General features: G+C 43.6%; 24 protein-coding genes. 12 read left to right on the top strand and 12 right to left on the bottom strand.

What is annotated here, in order from left to right:
- Nucleotide 1 precedes the first annotated feature (1 nt).
- The 6 genes from mrdA (at nucleotide 2) to SOO65_RS19575 (ending at nucleotide 6,287) form a co-directional block, all read left to right on the top strand.
- Nucleotides 2-1,981, top strand: a complete 1,980-nt coding sequence (gene mrdA / locus SOO65_RS19600) for a penicillin-binding protein 2 (RefSeq protein ID WP_321394597.1) — start codon at nucleotides 2-4, stop codon at nucleotides 1,979-1,981.
- Nucleotides 1,982-1,995: 14 nt separating this feature from the next.
- Nucleotides 1,996-3,108, top strand: a complete 1,113-nt coding sequence (rodA, locus tag SOO65_RS19595) for a rod shape-determining protein RodA (protein ID WP_321394594.1) — start codon at nucleotides 1,996-1,998, stop codon at nucleotides 3,106-3,108.
- 163 nt (nucleotides 3,109-3,271) lie between these two features.
- Nucleotides 3,272-4,117, top strand: a complete 846-nt coding sequence (locus tag SOO65_RS19590; RefSeq protein WP_321394592.1) for a hypothetical protein — start codon at nucleotides 3,272-3,274, stop codon at nucleotides 4,115-4,117.
- A gap of 127 nt (nucleotides 4,118-4,244) precedes the next feature.
- On the top strand, nucleotides 4,245-5,504 hold the full coding sequence (locus SOO65_RS19585; protein WP_321394589.1) for a phospholipase D-like domain-containing protein: 1,260 nt from the start codon (nucleotides 4,245-4,247) through the stop codon (nucleotides 5,502-5,504).
- Between the two features lie 94 nt (nucleotides 5,505-5,598).
- Nucleotides 5,599-5,796 (top strand): hypothetical protein, encoded by a 198-nt coding sequence (locus tag SOO65_RS19580; protein ID WP_321394586.1) that lies wholly within the window; start codon nucleotides 5,599-5,601, stop codon nucleotides 5,794-5,796.
- Between the two features lie 35 nt (nucleotides 5,797-5,831).
- Entirely contained in the window at nucleotides 5,832-6,287 is a 456-nt protein-coding gene (locus tag SOO65_RS19575) for a MarR family winged helix-turn-helix transcriptional regulator (RefSeq protein ID WP_321394584.1), read from the top strand.
- Here SOO65_RS19575 and SOO65_RS19570 read toward each other — a convergent pair.
- The 7 genes from SOO65_RS19570 to SOO65_RS19540 form a co-directional block, all read right to left on the bottom strand.
- Complete coding sequence (locus SOO65_RS19570; RefSeq protein WP_321394581.1) at nucleotides 6,284-6,802, bottom strand: rhodanese-like domain-containing protein; 519 nt, start codon at nucleotides 6,800-6,802, stop codon at nucleotides 6,284-6,286. The genes SOO65_RS19575 and SOO65_RS19570 overlap by 4 nt on opposite strands.
- A 43-nt stretch (nucleotides 6,803-6,845) precedes the next feature.
- Nucleotides 6,846-7,748, bottom strand: a complete 903-nt coding sequence (locus tag SOO65_RS19565; protein WP_321394577.1) for a DUF350 domain-containing protein — start codon at nucleotides 7,746-7,748, stop codon at nucleotides 6,846-6,848.
- A gap of 9 nt (nucleotides 7,749-7,757) precedes the next feature.
- Nucleotides 7,758-8,417, bottom strand: a complete 660-nt coding sequence (locus SOO65_RS19560; protein ID WP_321394574.1) for a hypothetical protein — start codon at nucleotides 8,415-8,417, stop codon at nucleotides 7,758-7,760.
- Between the two features lies 1 nt (nucleotide 8,418).
- Nucleotides 8,419-9,708, bottom strand: coding sequence for an HD domain-containing protein (locus tag SOO65_RS19555; RefSeq protein ID WP_321394571.1), 1,290 nt, complete (start codon nucleotides 9,706-9,708; stop codon nucleotides 8,419-8,421).
- Nucleotides 9,698-9,976: a glutaredoxin family protein gene (locus SOO65_RS19550; protein ID WP_321394569.1), complete on the bottom strand. Its 279-nt coding sequence runs from the start codon at nucleotides 9,974-9,976 to the stop codon at nucleotides 9,698-9,700. The genes SOO65_RS19555 and SOO65_RS19550 overlap by 11 nt, the downstream gene beginning before the upstream one ends.
- 50 nt (nucleotides 9,977-10,026) lie before the next feature.
- Complete coding sequence (locus SOO65_RS19545; RefSeq protein ID WP_321394566.1) at nucleotides 10,027-10,653, bottom strand: hypothetical protein; 627 nt, start codon at nucleotides 10,651-10,653, stop codon at nucleotides 10,027-10,029.
- An 84-nt stretch (nucleotides 10,654-10,737) separates the two neighbouring features.
- Entirely contained in the window at nucleotides 10,738-13,419 is a 2,682-nt protein-coding gene (locus SOO65_RS19540; RefSeq protein WP_321394563.1) for a Tad domain-containing protein, read from the bottom strand.
- Nucleotides 13,420-13,698: 279 nt separating this feature from the next.
- Between SOO65_RS19540 and SOO65_RS19535 the strand changes: the two genes are divergently transcribed.
- From SOO65_RS19535 to SOO65_RS19525, 3 genes are all read left to right on the top strand, one after another.
- Nucleotides 13,699-14,076, top strand: a complete 378-nt coding sequence (locus SOO65_RS19535; RefSeq protein ID WP_321394558.1) for a hypothetical protein — start codon at nucleotides 13,699-13,701, stop codon at nucleotides 14,074-14,076.
- A 194-nt stretch (nucleotides 14,077-14,270) separates the two neighbouring features.
- The gene (locus SOO65_RS19530; protein ID WP_321394555.1) at nucleotides 14,271-14,717 is read left to right on the top strand and encodes a single-stranded DNA-binding protein; all 447 of its coding nucleotides are present in this window, start codon (nucleotides 14,271-14,273) and stop codon (nucleotides 14,715-14,717) included.
- A gap of 109 nt (nucleotides 14,718-14,826) precedes the next feature.
- Nucleotides 14,827-15,975: an HD-GYP domain-containing protein gene (locus tag SOO65_RS19525; protein ID WP_321394552.1), complete on the top strand. Its 1,149-nt coding sequence runs from the start codon at nucleotides 14,827-14,829 to the stop codon at nucleotides 15,973-15,975.
- Nucleotides 15,976-16,028: 53 nt separating this feature from the next.
- Here SOO65_RS19525 and secG read toward each other — a convergent pair whose 3' ends face one another.
- From secG to gap, 4 genes are all read right to left on the bottom strand, one after another.
- A complete protein-coding gene (gene secG / locus SOO65_RS19520; protein WP_321394549.1) occupies nucleotides 16,029-16,448 on the bottom strand; it encodes a preprotein translocase subunit SecG in 420 nt (139 codons plus the stop codon).
- A gap of 66 nt (nucleotides 16,449-16,514) precedes the next feature.
- Nucleotides 16,515-17,243, bottom strand: a complete 729-nt coding sequence (gene tpiA, locus SOO65_RS19515; protein WP_321394546.1) for a triose-phosphate isomerase — start codon at nucleotides 17,241-17,243, stop codon at nucleotides 16,515-16,517.
- A gap of 2 nt (nucleotides 17,244-17,245) precedes the next feature.
- Nucleotides 17,246-18,433 carry a phosphoglycerate kinase gene (locus SOO65_RS19510; RefSeq protein ID WP_321394542.1) on the bottom strand — a complete coding sequence of 396 codons (1,188 nt, stop codon included), beginning with the start codon at nucleotides 18,431-18,433 and terminating at the stop codon, nucleotides 17,246-17,248.
- Nucleotides 18,434-18,442: 9 nt separating this feature from the next.
- Nucleotides 18,443-19,471 (bottom strand): type I glyceraldehyde-3-phosphate dehydrogenase, encoded by a 1,029-nt coding sequence (gene gap / locus SOO65_RS19505; protein WP_321394539.1) that lies wholly within the window; start codon nucleotides 19,469-19,471, stop codon nucleotides 18,443-18,445.
- A 163-nt stretch (nucleotides 19,472-19,634) separates the two neighbouring features.
- Here gap and SOO65_RS19500 point away from each other — a divergent pair, with 163 nt between their 5' ends.
- Both SOO65_RS19500 and SOO65_RS19495 read left to right on the top strand, forming a co-directional pair.
- Nucleotides 19,635-20,738, top strand: a complete 1,104-nt coding sequence (locus tag SOO65_RS19500; RefSeq protein ID WP_321394536.1) for a 3'-5' exoribonuclease YhaM family protein — start codon at nucleotides 19,635-19,637, stop codon at nucleotides 20,736-20,738.
- A gap of 108 nt (nucleotides 20,739-20,846) precedes the next feature.
- Complete coding sequence (locus SOO65_RS19495; protein WP_321394533.1) at nucleotides 20,847-21,476, top strand: hypothetical protein; 630 nt, start codon at nucleotides 20,847-20,849, stop codon at nucleotides 21,474-21,476.
- On the opposite strand, the gene SOO65_RS19490 is transcribed toward SOO65_RS19495, so the two are convergent.
- Complete coding sequence (locus tag SOO65_RS19490; protein WP_321394530.1) at nucleotides 21,473-22,603, bottom strand: hypothetical protein; 1,131 nt, start codon at nucleotides 22,601-22,603, stop codon at nucleotides 21,473-21,475. The genes SOO65_RS19495 and SOO65_RS19490 overlap by 4 nt on opposite strands.
- Nucleotides 22,604-22,746: 143 nt before the next feature.
- Here SOO65_RS19490 and SOO65_RS19485 point away from each other — a divergent pair, with 143 nt between their 5' ends.
- Nucleotides 22,747-23,673, top strand: a complete 927-nt coding sequence (locus SOO65_RS19485; protein WP_321394527.1) for a hypothetical protein — start codon at nucleotides 22,747-22,749, stop codon at nucleotides 23,671-23,673.

The following is a 23,673-nucleotide window of genomic DNA, read 5'->3' as shown; positions in this document are numbered from 1 at the left end:
TATGTTCGGTGAAGAAGAACTGGTCAAAATACATAAGGAACGAGCGGCGCTGATGTCATACATCATCACGGCCGCGTTTGGTTTGGTGCTTGCGCGCTTATGGTACCTTCAGGTCTATAAGGGTGAGACACTTCACAACTATTCAATTCAAAACCGTCTTCGTAAAGAAGTAGTGTGGGCCCCAAGAGGTCTTATCTATTCTCGAGATGATCAGTTACTTGTGGATAACATCCCTCGTTTCGATGCGATTCTGACTCCGCAGTTTTTGATGGAGAAAGAAGAGACGCTGGTAAAACTTTCGAAAATGCTTTCGATGGATATTGAATCGATCAATACCATTTTAAAGAAGAACTCGAACCAGGCGAAGTATCGTCCGATCATTCTTAAAAAGAACATCTCGTTCGGAGAGTTGGCGCAAATCGAAACTCAGAACGCGGATCTTCCCGGCATTTCGGTTGATACATTTATTTCCCGTGAATACCGCGATAAAGAAATCGGTGCTCACTTACTTGGCTATATCTCAGAGATTTCCCAGACTCAACTTCCGAAACTTCGCGAGCGTGATCATGCTGATTACCGCCTAGGTGATTTCATCGGTCAGTTCGGAATTGAAGAGCAACTTGATAAATACCTTCGTGGTGAAAACGGACACGAGTTCGTGGAAGTGGATGCCCGAGGTCGTCGTAAGCGTTACATCAACACTGATAACTTGTTTAAAGGAATTGAAGACGAAAAGCCCCTGTCTGGTATGAATGTGAAACTCACAATCGACCGTGATATGCAGATCGCCGCTTTCAATGCTCTTCAGGACAAAGTTGGTGGTGTGATCGCGATCGACATTAACTCTGGTCAGGTTCTGGCAATGGTGTCTCGTCCAAGCTTTGATCCTTCTCAGTTCTCTCGTGGTTTAACACCTGAGTATTGGAGAAGCCTTGTGGGTAACAAAGAACACCCCCTTCGTGACAGAAACATTCAGGAACACTTTTCACCGGGTTCAACTTTCAAGGCCATCACTGGTATCGCCGCTTTTGAAGAGGGCGAGATCGATGAGAACACTGAAGTAAATTGTGGTGGTTCATTCCGTTTAGGTCGTAAGGTCTATCACTGCTGGAAGAAAGAAGGTCACGGGCCAACGAACCTTGTAAAAGCGATTCGTGAGTCTTGTAACGTTTACTTCCAGAAGGCCGCCAACCGCATGGACATTGATGTCATTGCGAAGTACTCAAAGGCCTTCGGTCTTGGTGCACGAACAGGTATATCACTTCCTCGTGAAGTAAATGGTCTTATCCCGACGAAAGAATGGAAGAAAAAGAGATTCGGACAAGAGTGGCAAGCAGGGGAGACTCTATCATGTGCCATCGGTCAGTCTTACGTTCTTGCTTCAACGATTCAGCTAGCGACTGCTTATGCGGCAATTGCTAACGGCGGGAAAATCTATCGTCCATACGTTGTTAAAGATATCTACGATACAGAAGGTGAACTGGTTAAGACGTTCACTCCAGAACTTCTTTCTTCTTTTGAAATGAAGAACCCAAAGACTCTGAAGTTTGTACGTGAAGGTCTTTTCCAAGTTGTGAACAGCCCGAAAGGAACTGCATTTTACCGTCGTGGTCAAGGTATCTTGATGGCAGGTAAGACAGGTACTTCTCAGGTGAAGAGTGCTTCTGCGGACAAGGTTTATGCGAAATGTGAAAACATGGATTATGAATCTCGTCACCACGGTCTATTCGTAGGTTTTGCTCCGGCAGATAATCCGAAGATCGCAGCGGCGGTAATTGTAGAGCACGGATGTCACGGTTCAAGTGCTGCGACTCCAGTTGCTGAAGCGGTAATCACTCAGTACATGAAAAAATATCATCCTGATCTTTATCTTCAGAACTTAGAGAAAGATAAAGAAATTAGAGAAAACTGGGTGAAGTCTCTACGCGCGGCCCAACCGGCCAAGCCTAAACCAGCAGCTGAACCTGCTGCTGACGAATAAACGGAGTATTTGTTTTGAATCAGACGATAATTCAATTTTTAAAGCGATATGATTTCAGCTTCATCGGAAGTATGGCCGCCATCTTCCTGGTTGGAGTGTTGAATCTTTACTCTTCTACTCACGCCGACGTGGCAGCAGGACTCGACGCTTTATATAAGTCACAGATTGGTTGGTTCTTCCTGTCAGTTTGTGTGGCCATCGGAATCAGCTTCTTAAACCCAAAAACATTTGAGCGTTTTTCATACGTAGGTTACGTGGGAACTCTGTTTCTCGTGTTCCTGGTTCTTTTGATGGGTAAAGTAGGGATGGGTGCTCAGCGCTGGCTAGTACTTGGACCAATTCGAATGCAGCCATCTGAGTTCATGAAGATGGGTCTGGTGCTGGCACTTGCTCGTTATTTCACGAAAGTGAATCCTGAAAGACAACTTGGTTTCAAAGATCTCATCGTTCCGGGCCTCATTATGGGTATTCCGGCGGTGATGGTTATCATTCAGCCCGATCTTGGTACCGGGATGCTTCTGGTGTTCATCTTCTCACTTATGATTTTTTATAAGCGTCTTAAGTGGAGAACCATTACTACTCTTGGTGTGATAGCAGTCGTGTCCGGGGTGTTGATGTATAACTTCGGTCTCCGTGAGTATCAGAGAAAACGTATTCACACGTTCATCGATCCATACGAAGATGCAAAAGGTTCTGGTTACAACGCGATTCAATCAGAGATCGCGATCGGTTCAGGCAGGCTTTTTGGTAAGGGTTTTAAGAACTCTTCTCAAGCATCTCTAAACTATCTTCCTGAGAACCATACCGACTTCGTATTCGCGATCTTCAATGAAGAGCACGGATTCTTTGGTTCGGTCTTCCTGATCATTCTCTACCTCGTATTCTTTATGAGGCTTATCTGGCTGGCGACATCGGTGCAGAGGTTTTACGACTCTGTACTGGTTGTAGGGATTATGGCGATTTTCTTCTGGCACACGTTTATTAATATGGCGATGGTGTCTGGTCTTCTGCCGATTGTGGGGATTCCATTACCACTAATGAGTTACGGGGGATCGAGTATGCTCACCTTCGGAGTGGGTGTGGGGATGGCGACGTCTGTTTCGAATTCCAGAAACTTCTTCAATTAAAAATTCTAAGGGCTCCGTAAGGGGCCCTTTTTTTTGACGCAAATCCACTTCGACGTCGAATTCTTAAGATTTATCCCGCTGGCGGGGTTATAAGTTTTCTTGAGTGTACAGCGATCCGGTGGAGACTTAGCATTATCACTAAAGCTGTTTTCAAGGATTGAATATGCAACTGAAAGGAATTCTGGGTCTTTTAATTTGTGCTTTTACAAATTTTGCCTGGTCTCAAGTATTTTTGAATGTTCCTGCTGCTCAAGACTCTCAACATTTCTTTCCGATCTATAATCAAATTTTAAATGTCAGTAATCTTAATCCCACTTCCGAAGTATTTGGTGATCTCTCTTCAAAATCTGAAAATAGAATACGCAAAATACCTTCGCAATTCCTTGAGGGAATTGGCATTCGAGAAGGGACGCAGATTCAATCCACCCGAAATCCTGTCTATACAGTTAAAAAAGAAGTCTTCGTATATTTATACAATGACCCTTTTGATTCTTCGAATTATTGGAATCGATTTCATTTAATTCTAACTGACGATGTGAAGATACATAATTCTATAAGTAAAGATGAAGCGTCTGCTGCAAGATACATCAATGGTTTTGCTTACACGGGTTCTTCTCGTAAATTGCAAATGAAATTACCAAAGAAAGTTTCGACGGTTGTTCTGCAAAAGAGTGATCCCTTATTCAATTTTGATTATTTTAAGAACTTTGATAAGACTAAAATTCGTGTAGCTGGTTTGCTCGATTTCACAATTTATATCCTTCCAGTACAGAATCAAGAGGGGATTGAAACCATAGTTCTTCGAACAAAAAAAGGTAGAAAATATTCTTTATCCACGAATCTATCTGTCGTTGATAAAAACTTCAAACTTGAGGTCAGTGAAGATTTTAAAGGATTAAGGACCTTACAATTTAGAGAAGCTTTTCACAGTGATAGCTGTGACACTCTCTATTTTCTAGGCAAGGACGAAGAAATAACCAAAGTCCGTCTTCCTTGTAATGATAGATAGAAGAAGGCTAATTTTTGACCAAAACCACTTCGACGTCGAAGTAAACTTTGAGATTAAATGATTTCGTAGGGTTGAAAACCTAAACTTATCCCTAGAATATCCGATAAGCCCACATGGGTATTCTCATATGAGCTGTCTAAAACACATTCATCTGACACTCATCGCGCTCTTATTAGCGTGCTCATCCGCTTCGGCCGAAGAAGTCTCGCTACTCCTTAACCGCCTCCAGGCCCAAAGCGTTCGTGAGCAAATGATCATGAATGAGAAGAAGTTTTTATATCTAAACACCTATCTTTTCGATCTCGATGACTTCGGACAAAAAACTATCGGTCTTCTAGTAGATGCCGCTCGACGTGGCGTGAAAGTAACCATGGTCGTAGATGGAATCGGAAAGGGTGTTACTTATCACTCGGCAGTTGTAGAAGTTCTCCGCAAAAATGGCATCGACGTAAAAGTCTACAATCCAAAAATTCGTCATCTTCCAGAAATCAATAATCGCAATCACCAGAAAGCTCTCATTGGCTCAGATGCTGTCATCACCGGCGACCGTAACATGACTGCAAGTTACTTCAAACGTCGTGCTCCTAATAACTACATTAGTGCCGAGGTAAAAGTCACAGGCAAGCCAGCTGATGAAGCGAGACAAACTTTCCAAAATCTCCTCATGAAAGAAGAGATCAGAAATCCCGTCACAGTAGTCACGAATGCCGAAATCGATCTCGCCGCAAAAGACGTAGATAGCTGGATCAAGAAGGCAAAAGAAGAGCATCTCCCACCAAAGAAAATGCTCACCGTAAAACCTGAATCAGTAAAATATATCGCCGATCTTCCCGACATTAAAAAGCAAGCAGGCATACATCGTGAGATTCTAAAAATGCTCGATGAGGCCAAGACTTCGATCGATATCATGAACCCTTATGTTCTCCTCACTGACGAGTTCAAAGGCTCCCTTCAAAAGGCTTTGGATAGAGGAGTGAAGGTCAGAATTCTCTCTAACTCAAGTGTGTCTAACGACGTTTATCTCATGGGTGTTGCCTGGGATGCTCGTAAAGAAGAACTAGTGAAAATGGGAATAGAAACCTTCGAGCTTAAACCGAAGCACTTCATTCATGCCAAAACGATCGTCGTTGATAACGAGAAGACCTACATCGGAAGTTTCAACATGGATCCACGCTCGCAAAACATCAATCTCGAGAATGGTGTGATTGTGAAGGATAAACAACTTGCTGAAAAACTCAGCGTGCACAATAGCCGTATTCAGAAGTATTTCATGGATAAGGTGGAAGTAGTGGATGTAAAAAAACTTTCTGCCAAAGACGCTGCTAAACACTGCACTCGCAAGGGCTTCTATAAATTAATTACCAAGGCCTTCGAGCCGGTTCTTTAAGTGTTTATTCTCCAGACACTCATCTCAGAAATTGTCTAAAAGTTAGTCATTTTTCTCTCGAAATACTGGCACCCAACTTGCTCTGTACTTCCTCATGAAATACCTTATCGCGCTCATTGTTCTCATTACCTTCGCCGCTCACGCTTCTCCTTTCATGACAGTGAAAGAGCGCCTTCGTCTCGATATGTGGATGAATGGGGTCTCAGAAGACAAACCAGTGATCAATAAAAAGAGTCAGCAGCCTAAAAAGCCGCTTCCAGAAGAATTAGAGCGTGCTCTTCAAAAGACTTGAGTTTTACCCGAGTCATAGTATGATAGTCATACTATATGAAGAGAATTGCTAACATCGGAAGTTTGCTAAAAAAAATCTATCGAGTTTACTCGATTGAGCTCATTAAAGAGCTTCAGTCTCGTGGCTTCAACGATCTTCGCCCAAGCTTCCTGGAAATTCTAATGTATCTTTCCGAAAACGATGGTCCATCCATCAAGATGATCGGGAAGGCGTGTGGTCTGAAGAAGCAGACCATGACTTCACACCTCAATGAGCTCGAAAAACGCGGCTATATCAAGCGCGCGCACTCCGATCAGGACAAACGTGAGCAGCTGGTGTTCCTCACTGATTACGGCGAAAAATTTAAGCTGAACCTTCTCCAAGTAACGAATGATCTCGAACGCCAATACACCACCAAACTAGGTGAGGTTGAGCTCGATCGCGTTGAACTCATGCTGGATAATCTTTATCGTGAGCTTTTAGAGAATCAAACTAAGGGCAGCCTGATCTAGGCAGTTTGCTCTTTTACGATTGAAAGCTGATTTCCCTTCCAATGTCTATAACCACCCGAGATGTTGTTACAGTTGAAGTAACCGCGCTTCACCATAAATTCACAAGCTAGAACTGAGGTCGCACCATCTTCTGAGATGAAGAAAATAGGCGTGGTCTTGCTGGTGATTTCCATGAATCTTTCCGGAAACACTTCCCAAGGAATGTGCAGGGCCTCTGGAATCTTATTCTCAGGAGCAAAGTCCGCCGCCGAGATATCGATCAGGATAAAATCAAAATCTTTATTGTTATACAGCTTCCATGCCTTCTCAGGAGAGAGGTCCTGATAACGACGGCCATGGAATAGGAAATCATCTGAAACCTCTTCGCGATTTTTCACACGAATAAGGTGGTTACGTTCAATTTGAATAAGTTGTTCGATTCGTTGTTCTAGTTCCAGAATACGGGCCTCAAGATGTCCGATATGCTCTTCAAAATGCTGAAGCTGGGAGAAAACGTTTTGAATTTTATTACTCATAAGAACACCCTCTGGTCTTTCATTTTACCAGAGGGTGCCCCTACTAGAAGAATGGGTAAATTGTACCGAATTGGATGCGATTCACGATCATTGTAGTCAGGATTGCGCCAGCAATGAAAACGGCACCTTCATAGAATCCATAACCATAGCTCTGACGGTCTTCTTCAATAAGACCTTCATGGCCGCGCTCTTCGCCTAGTTTCACCGGGAAAATCTTCATCAGACCCTTTTTAAAGATCGGGAAGATGATCAGCGACAGGATGGTCTTTAAGAGAACCTGAATACAGTAAACGGTAATGTCGTAATGTTCCTGATCAAAACAGCTTGCGATAATAAAACCCGCACCCAGCGTGAATCCGCCGTAAGCAAAACACAGGGAAAGGTTCTTCTGCATCATGAGCTTATTGAAAGTCAGACGGCTAATCAAAGTGAAGTACTTAACTGAGAAGCCAACGATCACGAGCATATAAAGCCAAAGCACCAGGAGAATCACCAGTGAGTTCTCCGCTTCAAGCATCACGGTTCTGGTTAGGTACGCGATCACGATAGCGTGACAGAAGCTAATGAAGGCATAACACATGTTTTTGCGCTTCAGGATCTCATCTGTGTAATCAAAGTTGTAGAACACGATCGACTCAATGATAAAGAGCGAAAGTAGATAAAGCACAATCGCGATGGTTCCCCAAACCGCGAAGTGGAAGATACTTAAAAAGAAACCAGAGGCTTCGTTAAAAGAAATCGAAGAGAAGATCAGCGCAATCCCCACCAATCGAGAAAAGAGGTGAAGAGCGTCCGCTGGATTTTCCGCCGGATTAATTTTCTTCAGCACCTGACGTTTCACCGTCGGGTAAAAAATCACGTGGGCGTAACGATACACCCAAATCATGAAGCACACGAAAATTGCCAAAAGTAAGCGAATGACGAGCCTGTCAAAAATCTCGGCCATATTTTTTCCTTAAAAGTTCTCTTTAAAATATTCAATCAGGAGAGTCTTCATTTCTACTTTCTTCATACGTTCATCTTTGAAGAAATGAGGAAAGTTCTCCTGAGTAATGCGGCCCTTGGGACCAAACTCGTTTTTCAGTCCGTAGAAAGGTCGATTCAAGGTCACGCTTGAGCGCATCTGTTGATAGAATTCTTCAGTCGGACGGAAGTTTCCCCAACCGAGATATTTCGGAAAGTTCTTAAACGATTTATTAAAGCGCCATTTTACGACGCCCTTTTTATTCGTTTTCCACTCACCAAACTCACGGTTTCCTAAATAGAGGCTTCCCGGAGGCAGTGGTAAGAACTCTTCTTTATCATCAATTCTGCGGTAAAGTGACAGGCCGACATTCGCGAGATTCTTCTTCGCGAACTCTTTACTGGTTCTAACAATCACTTCTTCCACTGAATCATAGCCACTAATGACTCGATACTTTTGATAATACGTCTTGATGAGAAAACCAGTGGCATGAGTATCCACCAAAATGGCAGTGGCAAGTGGGGCCTTAATGACTTTCGAAAAGGCCTTCTCGTTCTGAAGATATTGCACACCGAGCTCGGAAGGCGAGAGCGCCTTCGCGAGTCCTAGATACAATATCATGAGCATCGAATAGAGAAAAAACTTATACATACTAGGCCTGAATGATCTTTAGGATTTCGGCCTGCTGATTAGGTGTAAGTTCTTCGAAGTCACAGTGAATACGGTTAACCGCATGAGATTCACTGTATTTCGTGAATAGATCTGTCGCTTCCTGGATGTTCTTAATCGTGCGATGACCTTTAGCGAGTGAAGACTCTCGTAGCACCTTCATCGGATAAACTTCCTGAGGTGAAGTAGCACTGTAGTACTTTGACAGTCGACCGGTAGAAGAACACTTGATGTAGTCGATATTTTGCGACTTCATGTATTTTTCAAGATCATGCATCTGCTGAAGGTGAACAGTTCCAAAGGTCTCAAGGATCTTTTTTGGAATTGAGTTTCTTACGATTCTCTTGGCCCATACGTTATCTGATTTACGAAGGACCCTCATCAGATAAGCGTCGTCGTGTTCAAGATAAGCTTCAATATCCGCTGGAATAGAATATTCATTCTTTTCGCTATCAAAGTAGCGCATGAGCATTTGTTCCAAACAAACCGCGCGGTAGTGGAAGTAAACCATCATGAACATATGGAAGCGCGAAAGAAGGAAATCATCGAAAGTCGAAATCGCGCGCTCTGAGATTCCCAGGAACGCTTGATTATTCTCAACACACACTTTCATGTTGTCGATGATCCAATCCAGATCAAATTTACCGTAACTCACACCACAGAAATAACTATCACGCAGAAGATAGTCCATTCTGTCGCAGTCCATTTCTGAAGACACGAGTTGATGAAGAAGCGGGAAGTAGTTCACGCCACCAACTGTAAAGTAGTCCGGATTTTTTGATTCACCGATCACAAGTTCAGCAATGGCATTAGGATCAATGCCAAATTCTCTCGTCACTCCTTTGAAGGACTGAGTGAAAGAACTGTCCGTGATGGATTTAATCGTATAGTCCTCATGCGAAGCCTGTCTTTCTTTTCCTTGAAACTGTTTTGGAAGTTTCAAAGCACTCACCATCGGCATTACTGATTCAGTCGAGTGAGAAAGGGGAGCGTGACCAATATCGTGAAGAAGACATCCAAGACGAAGACTTTCCTTCAGTCGTTGGATGTCTTTTGAATTCTGATCTTTAAAAAGGCTATTGAAAACCAAAGTCGAGACGTTCATCACTCCGATGGAATGCAAATAACGAGTGTGAGTCGCCCCTGGAAAAACATACTCTGAGAAACCCAGTTGTTTGATGTTCCTAAGACGCTGAAAAAAAGGGTGTTCAAGAATTTCTATTTCAGCATCGTGAATAGGAATCGAACCATGTACCGGGTCTCTAATTTCCACTTACTTGATCTCCGCCGTGAGCAATTTCTTTTGCGTATTTGTGTAACCAGTCTGCAATATCACGTGATTCATGCATCGGTTTACCATCGATCACAAGACATGGAACAGTTCCACGGCCGGTCATCTTGATAAGCTCTTCTTTTCTGTGTGGCTCATCATGAATGTCATAATAAGTTACACTGTTCTCCAGACCAGTCACTCTCAGAGCAGATTCTACAATCTGGCAGTAAGGACATTGCGGGAAAAAATAAAGTTCTAATTTCTTCATAAAACACCTCTCAAACAAAAATGGCCCCAAACGGGGCCATTCTCTACTATCTAGTAGTCTTCATCATCTTCGTCTTCTTCTTCATCAGACTTTTTCTTTGGACCTTTAACGTATTCAGCGTCTTCGTCCATTTCGTCTTCCTCTTCCTCATCTTCAGGAGAGTCTAGACCTTCTTCATATCCCCAGCCGTAACCGTAACTGCCTTCTTCATCTTCATCGGCAGCTTCGTCAGCGGGCTTCGCTTCACCTTCTTCTTCTTCGTCTGAATCGAATTCAGCATCGAAGTCGTCGTTTAGTGAATCAGCTGTGTAGTCATCGTTAATAGATTGAGCGTGAGCTGGAACTTTTGGAGCAACCACTTCTGGAGTGATGGCCTTTTTCTCTTTGGCAGCGGCTTTTGGTGCAGCTTTAGGAGCGGCCTTCGGAGTAGCAGCTTTCGCTGGAGCTTTCTTAGGAGCAGCGGCTTTTTTAGCAGCTGGTTTCGCAGCAACTTTCTTAGCAGCTTTTTTTGGAGCGGCCTTTTTAGGAGCAGCTTTCTTTGTTACTTTTTTTGGAGCGGCCTTTTTAGGAGCAGCTTTCTTAGTTACTTTTTTAGGAGCGGCCTTCTTAGCAGGTGCTTTTTTAGCAGCTTTAGCAGGTGCTTTTTTTGTTACTTTTTTGGTCTTTTTCGTAGCCACAAAAGATCCTTTGATGAAGTGAAAGGTGGTTTTAGACAACCTTATTATAAAGGGTGGCCAGGGGTCTAATCAAGAGTAGAAATATTAATACTTAATGGTGTTTAAATCAGACCCAATGATGTCTGGATCGAGTGGGTTTGCAAACTGGGTAGGTTTGATGTCCTGATCTGCACCAGATGGGGTCCCTTCGGACATAATATTGAAGTTAGATGCTGGGCTGTACCCACCCGAACCAAGCAGTGAGTCAAGAGTAACGAACTTGGTTGAGTAAAAGTTGCGGCGCATATTCTCAGATATATTGGAGCCTGGAATTGGGTTACTGAATTGTCCATCATCACCGATTCCCGTGAATGGACCTGGCATATAGGCCGTAAAAAACTGCTTTCCAGCAGCTCCCGAAGCACTTGTTGGCCACGAGAAGCTGAAGCGGTAATGAGTCGGATTGAACGTCGGATCATTCGCAGAAGAAGCAAAGTACTCGCTGATCATGGTGCCCAGCGGTTTTGGACAGCCCGCAGGATTTTGTACTTGGTCTGGACCCACACCGCCGCCATAGTAGAAATACAAAAACTGGCCCGCAATACTGTTACAGCTCGCCGGATTCTGATCCAGATTCGGGTCTCCCATATTGATATCGGAAACACCTTGGGCAGCTCTTTCATAACCTGGGGCAGAGTTCTTCGCTCCACCTGCAATTCTGCCTTTCTGAGCGTCGATAATTTGAGCGGCCTTGTTTAGGGCCATTTTATATTTACGCATACCAGTTTCCTGAGCACGCATAAATTCGAAAATGGTTGAAGTCACAGTTGCAGTGTTCTCGAAAAGAATATCTTCCTGATCTGTGCCTGATTTGTAGAGAGGGGCGTAGATGTTTGATTCATAACGAGTCACACCGCTTTTAAGTGGAGTGCCTTCGCCACCGATGAATCCGAACGAGTCCATTCCATTTTCAATGTTAAATTTATTGGGAGATGGAATGAGGTAATTGGCGGCCTCATAACTTGTCGGTGCTCTTACGCGAGCGATTTCGGCATCAAGATCTTCCGGAGAGATAGCATTGTTAGCACTAAGGGCCGGACCTTTGAAAGCATTGAACTGATGTTTACTGTAAAGACCAACTGGTTGTTCAGAACCAGGATTTGCCGAGCTAATTTTGTAAATCTTCTCACTCGCGAGAGTGTAGCCTTCACTAGAGTGTGGCGTTTGATAATCATAGACCAGATTCGGAACACCAAATTTTACCCCAGATGCATCGGCAAGAAGTCCACCCAGTGGATCTGATTCATTGGTCAGCCAAAATGGGCCCGGATTAGAAGTGGTATTGATCGGAAGTGGTACACCTGGTTCAAATTGGTTGGCCTGAAGTGCGCCTCCGCCTCTTAACTGAGTTCCCAGGAAATCATACGAAGTGATGTAAGGTACTGAGCGAAATTTCAAACGGTCAGTTCGACCAGTGAAGTAATCCGAACCAGGTTTTTGAACGAACAGCATCGGGCCAATTCTTCCACCGAATGGTCTCGCCGCAGAGTAGGCAGTGAGTTTCACAGTATCATTTGCGAATGGATTAAAGAGACCAACGAATTCAGCTTCACCGCGAACCGCATAGTAAGTTTGAACTTCAGGATTTTTGTAGAATCCCATCGGATAACCAGGAACTGGAATCGCAACTTTTGTCACGTCACAAGCACCGGAAGTGTCTCTTTCTGCTCTCGGAATCATCGCCGCGTAGAAGATGGCGTAGTTAACCATCATGAGCTTTAGATCCACCCATTGTTTTGTATAGGTGCTGGCCTTATCCGAAGGAACTAAGAGGTAACTAGCGTCGGCAGGACGAGTGAAGGTCATGCCTTTCGGTGGAATTTCTGAAAGCGTGAATGTCGCTTTCATTTCATTGTTTGTAGAGTTACCAAGATTTCTGTAACCCGAGTAGAAGGCCTTCAGAACTCTTTCGTTACCTAACTTTCTTTCTTGAACAACATCATTGATTCCAACTTGGCAGTTGGTCTTCGTTGGAGCGCCAGTATCGTTACATACACCTTGATAAACTGCTGGGCGGTTCATGGCGTATTCTAAATTTCGAATACGAAGACCAAGTTCAACAGCGCGAGGCCATGCACCTTGTCTGTCAGCAAGAATGGCAGGAGCTCGTCCAGCGAGTGACGAATCCATATCGCTGGCAAGAACGTTATATGTCCAAGTGGTCGCAACCAGCATGTTCAAACGAGTACGGTCTACGCAGTCATTCACTTTGGTTGCAATCAATGTATCCATGAAAGCACGAGAAGCTTCTTCAGCACCAGGAAGGTTAGATGAACCAAATTCAGGAAGACCGGGAATAGAGTAGCGCTTACAGATATTTGTTTTTGATCCCGCGATGTGAATACAAACCGCAGGGATGTTGTATGGATCTCTTGTCACCACACCACTTAGAACGTTCTCATCCGGACGAAGATTGTACTTCATCACGTCGCCACCACTTGGCTTTTCTACATCTTCAACGTTTAGATTTCCGACGACATAATACTTATACATCCACTCTTTGTAGATGTTTCTCATTTCCCAATTGAGATAGGCGATCTTTGTCAGTTGTCTCGCTTGAACTGCGGCCCCGGAAAAAGCTGCCGCATCGGTGGCGTTCTGAAGATTGATCTTCGCTTTCACAAATAGACCAATGTTAATCACGAACGCGATAATAGAAATCAGCACGATCAGCGAAGCTGAAAAGAAGATACTAATTTGTCCCTGCTCGTGGGTCCGTTTTGTCACTGGCGCCATTTTGGAAATGATTAAAGTTCGTAATATTACGTCATTCTATTTTGGTATGGCATTTGCGAGGTGTAAAGCCATCCAAAGGGTACCGAGCTTTGGTGGTTGTACGTTTGTTGAATTCGGTAGACCTCTCCTAGCAACCCACCACCATTTTGCCCTCCTAAAATTTCACAACCCTAGGCATCGCGGGATGCCTAGAGGCTCTTTTTCTAGGGCAAAAAGTGCAGGGTCTTAAGGTTGAAGGGAAGTATGATCTAATAGAAAGCGGAGATATGAATGAAAAAGAACTCAAAAGACTGTTTCTGTGCCCTTTGTAGATCGCCGAGAAAGCTTCGCTATTCTCGCCATCTTTCAGGTCAAAATTATCTTCAGATTCTCATTCTCACTTTATGTGTAACGGCCGCTCTCTATCCCTGGTTCGATTGGAAAGGAGCCTGTGCTCTTCCTATTATCTGGGGCCTTTTTGAGAGTATTCATAAGTCGCTTTATCGTAAGGATCTCAAGTGCCCTTACTGTGGCTTCGATCCAAAGTGGTACAAGAAGGACGTGAAGCTCGCTCGCCAGAAAGTAGAGGAGTTTCTTAAACAAAATCCAGAGAGCCCAGTTTTACGCCGAATCCGTCAGGAAGATTCTACTTATAATCACCTGAACTAATTATTCAGACTCGCATCATCTTAGTTCCAATTTCCATCACTTAAACTCCATCAGAGTTGGTCTCTTTTTTTCAATTAAAAGAGTCAGGAAAGGACAGGAAATTCTCTTTTCCCACAACATCAATCTGAGGTAATAAGGAAGTATAGGAAAAACCTTTTACCAAATTATTCGCAACCTATGCGATTAGGAGCTTTATGAGCGTAAACAAAGTTATTTTATTAGGTCGTCTTGGACAAGATCCAGAGCTTAAGTACACTCCAGGCGGCGCAGCTGTTTGTAACTTCTCTCTAGCTACAACTGAAGCTTGGACTGATAAATCAGGCCAGAAACAAGAAAAAACTGAATGGCACAGAGTTGTTGTTTGGGGAAAACTTGCTGAGCTTTGTAACCAATATCTAGCAAAAGGTCGTCAGGCTTTCCTAGAAGGCCGTCTTCAAACTCGTTCATGGGACGATAAAGATGGTAACAAACGTTATACAACTGAAATTCTAGCTTCAACTGTTCAGTTCATCGGTGGTGCATCTGCTGGTGCTAACAACAATGCTGGTGTTGATTCTTCTTATGCTCAAGCTCCAGCTCCTGCACAAGAATATCAAATCGCATCTGACGCTTCATTCGCTGCTGACGATATCCCGTTCTAGTATTCTAGTACGAAGTTAATATTTCTTTAATAGAAGCCCACGCAAGTGGGCTTTTTTATTGGTGCAGAAATAGTCCGCCGCTGAGTCTTGAAAGTGGTACAATGGGCGAATGGACACGAAGCCCAGTTTCTTTTCCGTAAGGTACGACCTAATACAAGTCGGCCAGGCCCTAAGTTTTGACCTTTTTGTTAACTCATCGGTCGTTAAAGGGAAGGAAAAGTTTGTACGAATTTTCCCGCAAGGTGGCGTTCTTCAAAAAGAAGATCTCGAAGAATTTCACCGCAAATACTTTCAACTCTACATTCCTGAAGAGCAGCGACGAATTTATCTTCGAAGCTTGATGAAGTCAGAAGCTGATGACGTTCAAAAAACGACTGTCATCAAAGAGGCGGCCCTTCAATACCTGCATAACATTTTTGATAAGGACAAAGAGTTCTCGACTGAACTCCTGGCAAAAAACATCGAGGGTTGCCGGGAAGTGGTAGAGGGAATGGTGGATGTCCTCGACCACCACAACATTGATTCACTCAGAAATCTTATCGCGAATCTTAGTTTCCACGACTTCTATACATACGATCACTCCATCAACGTTTCCATGTATTGCATTTCGATCTACAAGACGATTAATCCAAAAGCGTCTCGTAAAGAACTGATGCATGCGGGTCTTGGTGGTCTTCTTCACGATCTTGGGAAAATTAAAATCCCGACTCACATTTTGAACAACCCGGGCGGGTTAACGGATGAAGAGTATCAGATGATCAAGCAGCACCCGGATTTTGGTCTGGATCTACTGCTTGGTGGTCACTGTGAAGTGAGTAGTGACATCGATCTTAAAATTGTCGCTCGTGTGGTTCATGAACATCACGAGAACTTCGATGGAACTGGTTATCCAAAAAAATTAAAAGGGAAGGACGAGATCCATCTTCTTGCCCGCGTTTGTACCATCGCCGATTTCTTCGATGCGATTACGACCAAGCGTTCTTATAGTGAAGTCCTGCAAATCCCAGATGCGATGAATACGATGAGAAAATTTCGTGGGATCAAACTCGATCCAACGATCTTTGATATTTTTGATCAGCACGTTCGTTACGTAAGAGCGGAGAGTGCAAAAGATCTACGACTTGCCGATCACTTTGATCCGACTATTCCGTATGCGAAGTTACCGATCGAAGAAATCAAAAAGTTCGAGAAGGAAATGGACTTCGGTAAAATTAAGGTCGTGGAGACTGGAAAAAAGAAAGAAGCTAAAAAAGCTTAGACATAAAAAAGGCCGCTTTCGCGGCCTTCTCTTTTTGTGAATAACTTTAAAAATTACGGATTAGCTGGCTGAGTAGCTGGAGCTGCTGGGGCCGCTTGTTCAGCTGGAGCTGGAGTCGAAGCTGGAGTTCCGTTAGCGTCTGTCGCAGGAACTGTTTCAACACCTTTAGTGTCTAGGGCCTGAACGTCAGAGTTAAGCGGAGCTGCTACAGGAGCTTCGTTATCGAATAGAGAGCGTTTAGAGTCTCTTGATTTCATCGTTGTTAGAACGATTGAGTTCACCATGAAGCCGATTGCTAGAATCGTTGTAAGCTTCGTCATGAAGTTACCCTTCGCTGAGCTTGAGAAAACAGCTTGAGAGGCACCGCCACCCATAACTGCGCCCATTTCAGCTCCTTTACCGAACTGAAGAAGAACTGTAACAACAAGAAGAACACAAATAATAACGTGTAGAACGATTAGAAAAGTAATCATAGTGACGAATCTCCAATTAGACCCATAGTTTTAACAAAATTACGGGGACTTGCAAATCAAATAAGTTTAACGGTCTCCGCAAAGCGCCAAAAAGTCAGCTGGCTTGAGGCTCGCGCCCCCAACTAGACCCCCATCAATGTCCTTCTGGGCCAATAATTCTTCTACGTTAGCCGGATTTACGCTGCCGCCGTAGAGGATACGAGTTTTGTCACCAAAGGCCGGAAATTTGGCCTTTAGGACATTTCGAATATGGGCATGGACTTCTTGTGCCTGGGCCGGAGATGCGGTTTTACCCGTTCCGATGGCCCAAACCGGCTCGTAGGCCACGATTAGGTTTGTGGCATTAGCGAGACTTTGATCGTTCAGTCCTTGGTGAAGCTGATCCTCGATCAAAGAAAGAGTCTGACCTGCCTCACGTTCAGCAAGAGTTTCACCTACGCAGTAGATGACCTCTAGACCTTCAGCAAGGGCAGTTCGGATTTTAGCGTTTAGACCTTTTGAAGTTTCACCAAAATATTGGCGACGCTCAGAGTGGCCAAGAATAACGAAGTGGCCGCCCATTTCTTTGAAGCTTCTTGGAGAAACTTCACCTGTATAGGCACCGTTCACATGCTCAGAACAATTCTGGATACCGGCTTTGATTCCAGAGTTGATAATGAGTTTAACAAATAGAGCTTGAGATGCGATCCAAGCGTCTCTTTTGTCTGTGAACTTGGAATTGAACTCTTCAGTAAACTGTTGAGCTTCTTTTCCGTTTTTATTCATCTTCCAGTTACCAACCATGAGCTTTTTCATTCTTACACTCCAAATCTTAGAGCTTGAACACCAGGTAGTTCGCCTTTCTCGATGTACTCAAGAGAAGCACCACCGCCGGTTGAAACGTGAGAGAACTTCGACGCTTCACCAGACTGTTGAACAGCTGCTACTGAATCACCGCCACCAACAACTGAGAACGCTTTTGTTCCAGCGATTTCGTGAGCGATAGACATTGTTCCGCGAGCAAAAGCTTTTGACTCGAACAGACCCATCGGGCCGTTCCAGAAAATTGTTTTAGCAGTCTTGATATGGTCGCCGTATGACTGAATAGTCATTGGACCGATATCCAGACCCATTTTCCCTTCAGGGATGGCGATTGTGTGACAAGTTTCAGGTTTACCTTCAAGACCTTCAGCTACAATATGATCTTTCGGAAGTTGAATCTTACCACCTTTATCAGCAGCAAGAAGTTGCTTAGCAAGCGATACATCATCATCGCTGCAAAGTGAGTTACCAACACTGTTGCCGCGAGCTTTTAGGAATGGGTAGGCCATCGCACCACCGATAAGAAGTGTGTCCACCATTACCAGAAGTTTTTCGATAGTTTTAATCTTATCAGAAACCTTTGCACCACCAACAATTGCCACGAATGGCTTTGCAGGCTTCTCTAGAAGAGAGCTAAGAGATTCGATTTCTTTTTTCATCAAAAGACCGGGATAAGCGCGGCCCTTGAAGAAAGCGTTGATCCCGTAAGTAGAAGCGTGTTTACGGTGAGCGGCACCAAAAGCATCGTTCACGTAGATGTCACCATACTGAGAAAGCTTCTCGGCAAGTTCCATATCGTTCTTCTCTTCACCCGGAAGGAAACGGATGTTCTCAAGAAGTACTAGTTTCGTCTCAGGAAGTTGAAGAAGGTTTCTTAGACCATTATCAACTGCTGATTCAGAAAGAATAACGTCAGTACCAAGTTTTGAAGCAAGGTATTCCGCTACTGGTTCAAGAGAGTACTTAGGGTTTGGTTGACCATCTGGACGACCAAGGTGGCTGATCATTACGATCTTTGAAGCACCTTTTTCAAGGAGCAAACGGATCGTTGGGATCGCTTCATCGATGCGGCTAGCATCTGTAATAGTTCTCGGCTCAGTTTTAGTCAGAGGAACGTTGAAGTCGAAACGAACAACAACTCGTTTCCCTTTTAAATCGACGTCCTGAATTGATTTAAGTTGCATAAGTTCCTCTTAGAGTTTTTGTCCCACAAAGTTAGCAAGATCTAGTACACGGTTAGAGAAACCAACTTCGTTATCGTACCAGCTAACAACTTTAGCAGTGTTGCCGATTACGTTTGTAAGTTTAGAATCGAAGAATGAAGACTCAGTTGTTCCCATGAAATCCATAGAAACTAGTTCTTCATCTGTGAAACCAAGAATGCCTTTTAGCTGACCTTGAGAGGCCTTCTTCATAGCATCGTTGATTTCTTGCTTAGTTGCTTTCTTCTCAAGATTTACAGTCAGGTCAACCATAGAAACATCTGGAGTTGGAACGCGAACAGCGTAACCATCAAGTTTACCGATCATTTCAGGGATAACTTCGCCAAGAGCTTTAGCAGCACCAGTTGAAGTTGGGATCATTGAAAGAGCAGCAGCACGAGCACGACGAAGATCATCGTGAGCGTTATCAAGAAGGTTTTGATCTGAAGTATAAGCGTGAACAGTTGTCATAAGACCGTTAACGATACCGAAGTTCTCGTGAAGAACTTTAACGATTGGAGCCAGACAGTTAGTTGTACAAGAAGCGTTTGAGATAATGTGGTGCTTAGATGAATCGTACTTCTCGTGGTTGATTCCCATTACGAATGTACCATCAAGGTCTTTACCAGGAGCACACATAATAACTTTTTTAACAGTACCTTTCATGTGAAGACCAAGTTTCGCTTTGTCTTTGAAGATACCAGTACAGTCGATAACAACGCTTACACCTAGTGAAGACCAGTCTAGTTCTTCAGGGTTACGTTGAGAGAAGAATTTAATTTTGCGGCCATTGTAAGAGATTTCAGCTGTCTCTTCGTTGAAAGAGAAATCGCCTTCAAGCTTACCATGAAGGGAGTCGTGCTTTAGAAGGTGAACATATGGCTTAGGGATACCAGGGTTGTTAACTGCAACCACTTCAATATTTGTATCTAGGTTCTTTGCAATTCTGTCGAAGTAAGCGCGAAGAATTGTACGACCGATACGTCCAACACCGTTAATACCAATTTTTACTGTTTTCATAAGACTCCTCATGTCACTGAAAGTGACGCCACGATATGATTCAAAACTAAGATATTTTAAGCGTTTAGAACATACTCCAAGCGCGAGGTTTTGGGTAGCGGATTCAAGTATTTCCGTGTAGCCTTTAATCCACTTTTTAGGCACTTAACGCACGAGTTCTACAATGACAAAACTTTTTATCTCCGATTTGCAGGGTAAAGAAGAAATTGAATCTGTTTTCCTGGTTAAAATCTTCAACGTAATGGAAGGGAAGGACGGTAAGAAATACTTCAATATCATCCTGACTGACTCAACAGGGGAGATGGAAGCTCGTCTTTGGCATTATTCGGCTGAGATCGAGAAGAACATCTCGAAGGGGACCTTTGTTAAGGTTCGTGGGAAGGTGAATTTCTATCAGGGCCGTAAGCAGTTTATCATTGCTCACATTGAGAAAGTGGAACAAAACGACGTGAGCCTGGACGACTTCGTGATGAAGGCGGTTGAGGATCCGGAAGTGATGTACAAGAAGCTTTTGAACATCGTTGATGGGCTGACAGATGTTTACATTCGTGACCTATTAAGAAATATCATCACTGATGGAGAAATCGCTCGTCGTCTGAAAATCTGGCAAGCAGGGAAGTCGATTCATCATGCTTACCGCTCTGGTCTTTTAGAGCACATCCTTTCTTGTACAGAATTGGCACTTCACCTTTCTAAGCATTACAAGGTGAACGAGAACTACGTGGTGGCCGGTTGTATCTTGCACGATATTTGTAAGATCTATGAGCTGACTGACGGCGTGAACGTTGAGTATACAGAAGAAGGAAAATTGGTTGGCCACTTGGTTAAGGGGCTAGAGATCGTTGATCGCTTCTCTTATAAGATTAAAAATTTCCCTCACTACACAAAAATGCACATTAAACATATCCTCCTGGCCCACCATGGAGAGTATGAATACGGATCACCAAAAATTCCTCAGACTTCTGAGGCTTACCTAGTGCACTTGATTGATCTCATGGATTCAAAAATGGGTTCATTCGATATCATTCGTAAGACTGATAACAATACTGGTCACTGGTCTGGATTTGTGAAGCACTTGGATCGTATTGTTTATAAGTCTGAGCTTCCTTTCTATCCTGAATACATTCAGGAAGAAGAGCATCATCATGAAGAAAGACAAGAACGTCCTGAGCCTAAGCGTGAAGCTCCTAAGCCCCAAAGAGGGCAGCCGGAGCCTAAGACGAGTTTGGGGAATATGCTGTCTGGATTTAAGGTCGATAAGCCATAAATAAAGAAAATATTTAAATAAAAGCGAATAAAGCGATATTTTAACCTCTTCTTAATTCTTTTAGAATTATCTCCGAAAAAGTGAACATAGGCTTTTTTGGAGAGATTCATGATCTTACGACTTTCTCTGCTTCTTCTTCTTGGTTTTCTTTCGGCCTGCGAAGGGTTTATTGACGTTTCTGGGGGGAGTGCTAGTTCATCAGGTGGAAGTGGCGGTGGCCCTGGAAATAGCGGAAACAATGGAGCCATATGTGTCGCAGGCGGGATTACCAGTTGTACTTTTCAGGAAATTTGGGATCGGGATATTGTTACTCCTTGTTTTGATCCAGGAGGACCAGGTCCGATCGCCAGGTTTTTTCAAGAACCTGATTACTGGGTCGATTCAACTGAAATGGCCTTCCATCAGAGACTTGTTACCTATGCTGATGCCGCTCATTGCACAAGTTTAGATGAAACTGGTGCTCAATCAATTAGTGTGGAATCGCATTTCATGGTACATGAAAATCTTGACCCAGGTGCCACACCTACTGTTGGTAGTGGACAATTTTTTATCGGACGCTCTAGGGCCGCAGATGGTTCAACATCCGCAGATATGGTGGTCTGGTATGATCATGGGAATTCAACGCTCTGTTTTGCTTCGATTGGAACGGGTGATTCAGTTGCTACTGTTCTTTCAAATCAGACAAGCTTTTTGTTAGATCCAGCAAATAATGCTCAGTTTTGTTTAACCAAAATTTAGAGAGCTTCCGTTGGTGGTATGAGGTCCGCGAGTTCCAGCGACTTTCTTATTCCATTGGCCGTAAAGAATTTAAGAGTCAGAATCATCTCACGATTTTTATCTCCGGCAATTTTCAACTCTTCCAAACTCTCTTTCGCAATTAAATCTGCTTCTTTCACCATCTGAGAAATTTCATTCTTAGGAAAAGTTTTTCCAGCAATAGTTAAGAGTGGAAAGAGTTTGTCTTGCACAGCTTGCAATCGCTTAATGGTCGCAAGATTGTCCTCATCACTGGCCGTCAGCGTTTGTTTAGCAAAGTAGTTTTCAAAATTCTCACATCGATAAGCGAGAGAGAAATAATCGCACTTACTACCTTTAATTGGCCTAGGCGGATTTTGATTCTCGCGGTAGTGAGGAGATCGCGTTTGGTTTTCCTGGCAATCTACATCTTTCGAGCGACCATAAACTTCATTCATGGGATGAAATTCAAATCTGTCGAGCTGATTGGGAGAGTCTTTACCGAAGGCAAGTTTGTCACTGATAAATGTCTCAGAGTGAAGAAAGTTGTGATAACCGGAATAACCACCATCAACTTGAGGCGCCGTTAAACGCCCAGGAAAGAGGGCCTCCCAAAATTGAATGCCTTTGTTGGATGCTTCATCTTTTTCAAAAATATACTCAGGACCAAATGTATTGATGATATCGCCCGGAAGTTTCTGTTCTTTGGGAGCAAGCTTGCGACAAACCGGACTATCCAGCCAGTACTTCATTTCCTGTGACCAAATGAATCTTGGTCGATTTGAAATTTTCTTAAAGCTTAGAGCAGTTCCCCAACAATTGGCCCCGCTCTTAAAAAGTTTCTTATGTTGATTTGCTTTCACAAATTCTGGCAGACAACTGGAAACAATCATAGAGAATGATTTGCTCGAAATTTTTTTACACGAGCTCGTCTGAATCACCGGCGTTTTGAAACTTGGCTCAATATTCTTTTTCCAATTGCAGATAGATTGATGTTGCGAAACAAGTTCCTCACAGCTTGGAGCAGTCAGGAGCAGGTCATTGGCCGCAGAATAGTTAATACCCAAATCCGAGGCCCGGGCCCCTGAAGCGATGATCGCGACGATGGTAAAGGTAATAACTTTCAGCATATAGAGGCATAATAGAGGCCCTTAGAGTGAGGGGCCAGAGACTCGGAATTAATGACATATATATTTCCTACAGGCCCACTGTTGCCGTGCCTCAAATTCCATTATGTTATGGCGCAAATATTAACTCGTTAAAGAAGATCATCATGAAAATGTTCATTGGTTTAATGCTTTTGGCCTCATTCAATGCTTTCGCCGCTCCTTCATTCTGGAATGGCGGTGAGATTCAACTTAACCCTAGAATTTCAAATTATCAGGGTCTTGATATCGCTGAATTCGATGAGAGCTTTTCTCAAACAACTTCAGAGCTAAGAGATAACTACATTCGCCAGGCGATGTACCTGATGGAAAGAGGTGCTATGGGAATGGAGGCCATGGAGATGGTGCTTCAGTTTGATGATCGCGTTTATGATCGTCGTCAGGTTGCAAAAGCTGGCATGGGTGAAACCCTGGCGAATTATGTGCGCAGTGGTTTAGAACTACTGAATGATGCCTATGAGAATGAAGGCGGGGTAAGACGTCTTGATTGGTCTGTAAATGCTTCTAAATATGATCTTCAACTTATGTGGGGAGTAAGACCAGGCTCTGGTGTTTACACAGTACTTCGTGTTTCAAATAAAGAGACAGGCATCTCTCGCAGTTTTGCTTCAAGAGGCTCAGTTCTAAATCTTAATGTCGTTGGATACGCTCTTGCGAGCCAGGTGTTCAATTCAGTTCACAAGACAACGTTCCCGCTTAAGATGAAAATTGGTTATGAAAATCTTGTGATCTCAGGAGTGAGAACTTTTCCAACAAACGGTAACGTTCAATACCGCTATATGCTTCAACAAGTTGCTGCCTATTGTAGTGCACGCGGCGAGCGACTAGCTACGGTCAAAGAATTAACAACTCTATTTGGTCTTGGTGCTTATCATGGTGGCGTGAATATGGGTCTTAAAACTGAATGGGCCGCCACTGATTACAGCGGTTACAGTGTTGTGAGTGCGATGTGGCCAATGGGTAACAGCGGAATGCTGGTGAATCTTCCCTATAACTACACGATGACATACATGTGCGTAAAATCTGTTAAATAA

Source organism: Peredibacter starrii (assembly GCF_034259205.1).
Taxonomy (GTDB): domain Bacteria; phylum Bdellovibrionota; class Bacteriovoracia; order Bacteriovoracales; family Bacteriovoracaceae; genus Peredibacter; species Peredibacter starrii.
Note: the sequence above shows the minus strand (reverse complement) of the source record. Positions and strands in the feature narration are given on the sequence as shown.

What these genes read in the sequence shown, in the direction of transcription:
- secG (WP_321394549.1), bottom strand. Translation starts at nt 16,448, where the DNA reads ATGATTACTTTTCTAATCGTTCTACACGTTATTATTTGTGTTCTTCTT.
- SOO65_RS19485 (WP_321394527.1), top strand. Translation starts at nt 22,747, where the DNA reads ATGAAAATGTTCATTGGTTTAATGCTTTTGGCCTCATTCAATGCTTTC.
- SOO65_RS19495 (WP_321394533.1), top strand. Translation starts at nt 20,847, where the DNA reads ATGATCTTACGACTTTCTCTGCTTCTTCTTCTTGGTTTTCTTTCGGCC.
- SOO65_RS19510 (WP_321394542.1), bottom strand. Translation starts at nt 18,433, where the DNA reads ATGCAACTTAAATCAATTCAGGACGTCGATTTAAAAGGGAAACGAGTT.
- SOO65_RS19550 (WP_321394569.1), bottom strand. Translation starts at nt 9,976, where the DNA reads ATGAAGAAATTAGAACTTTATTTTTTCCCGCAATGTCCTTACTGCCAG.
- SOO65_RS19565 (WP_321394577.1), bottom strand. Translation starts at nt 7,748, where the DNA reads ATGGCCGAGATTTTTGACAGGCTCGTCATTCGCTTACTTTTGGCAATT.
- SOO65_RS19535 (WP_321394558.1), top strand. Translation starts at nt 13,699, where the DNA reads ATGAAAAAGAACTCAAAAGACTGTTTCTGTGCCCTTTGTAGATCGCCG.
- tpiA (WP_321394546.1), bottom strand. Translation starts at nt 17,243, where the DNA reads ATGAAAAAGCTCATGGTTGGTAACTGGAAGATGAATAAAAACGGAAAA.
- gap (WP_321394539.1), bottom strand. Translation starts at nt 19,471, where the DNA reads ATGAAAACAGTAAAAATTGGTATTAACGGTGTTGGACGTATCGGTCGT.
- SOO65_RS19525 (WP_321394552.1), top strand. Translation starts at nt 14,827, where the DNA reads ATGGACACGAAGCCCAGTTTCTTTTCCGTAAGGTACGACCTAATACAA.
- SOO65_RS19590 (WP_321394592.1), top strand. Translation starts at nt 3,272, where the DNA reads ATGCAACTGAAAGGAATTCTGGGTCTTTTAATTTGTGCTTTTACAAAT.
- SOO65_RS19570 (WP_321394581.1), bottom strand. Translation starts at nt 6,802, where the DNA reads ATGAGTAATAAAATTCAAAACGTTTTCTCCCAGCTTCAGCATTTTGAA.
- SOO65_RS19500 (WP_321394536.1), top strand. Translation starts at nt 19,635, where the DNA reads ATGACAAAACTTTTTATCTCCGATTTGCAGGGTAAAGAAGAAATTGAA.
- SOO65_RS19575 (WP_321394584.1), top strand. Translation starts at nt 5,832, where the DNA reads ATGAAGAGAATTGCTAACATCGGAAGTTTGCTAAAAAAAATCTATCGA.
- SOO65_RS19490 (WP_321394530.1), bottom strand. Translation starts at nt 22,603, where the DNA reads ATGCTGAAAGTTATTACCTTTACCATCGTCGCGATCATCGCTTCAGGG.
- SOO65_RS19580 (WP_321394586.1), top strand. Translation starts at nt 5,599, where the DNA reads ATGAAATACCTTATCGCGCTCATTGTTCTCATTACCTTCGCCGCTCAC.
- SOO65_RS19585 (WP_321394589.1), top strand. Translation starts at nt 4,245, where the DNA reads ATGAGCTGTCTAAAACACATTCATCTGACACTCATCGCGCTCTTATTA.
- SOO65_RS19560 (WP_321394574.1), bottom strand. Translation starts at nt 8,417, where the DNA reads ATGTATAAGTTTTTTCTCTATTCGATGCTCATGATATTGTATCTAGGA.
- mrdA (WP_321394597.1), top strand. Translation starts at nt 2, where the DNA reads ATGTTCGGTGAAGAAGAACTGGTCAAAATACATAAGGAACGAGCGGCG.
- SOO65_RS19530 (WP_321394555.1), top strand. Translation starts at nt 14,271, where the DNA reads ATGAGCGTAAACAAAGTTATTTTATTAGGTCGTCTTGGACAAGATCCA.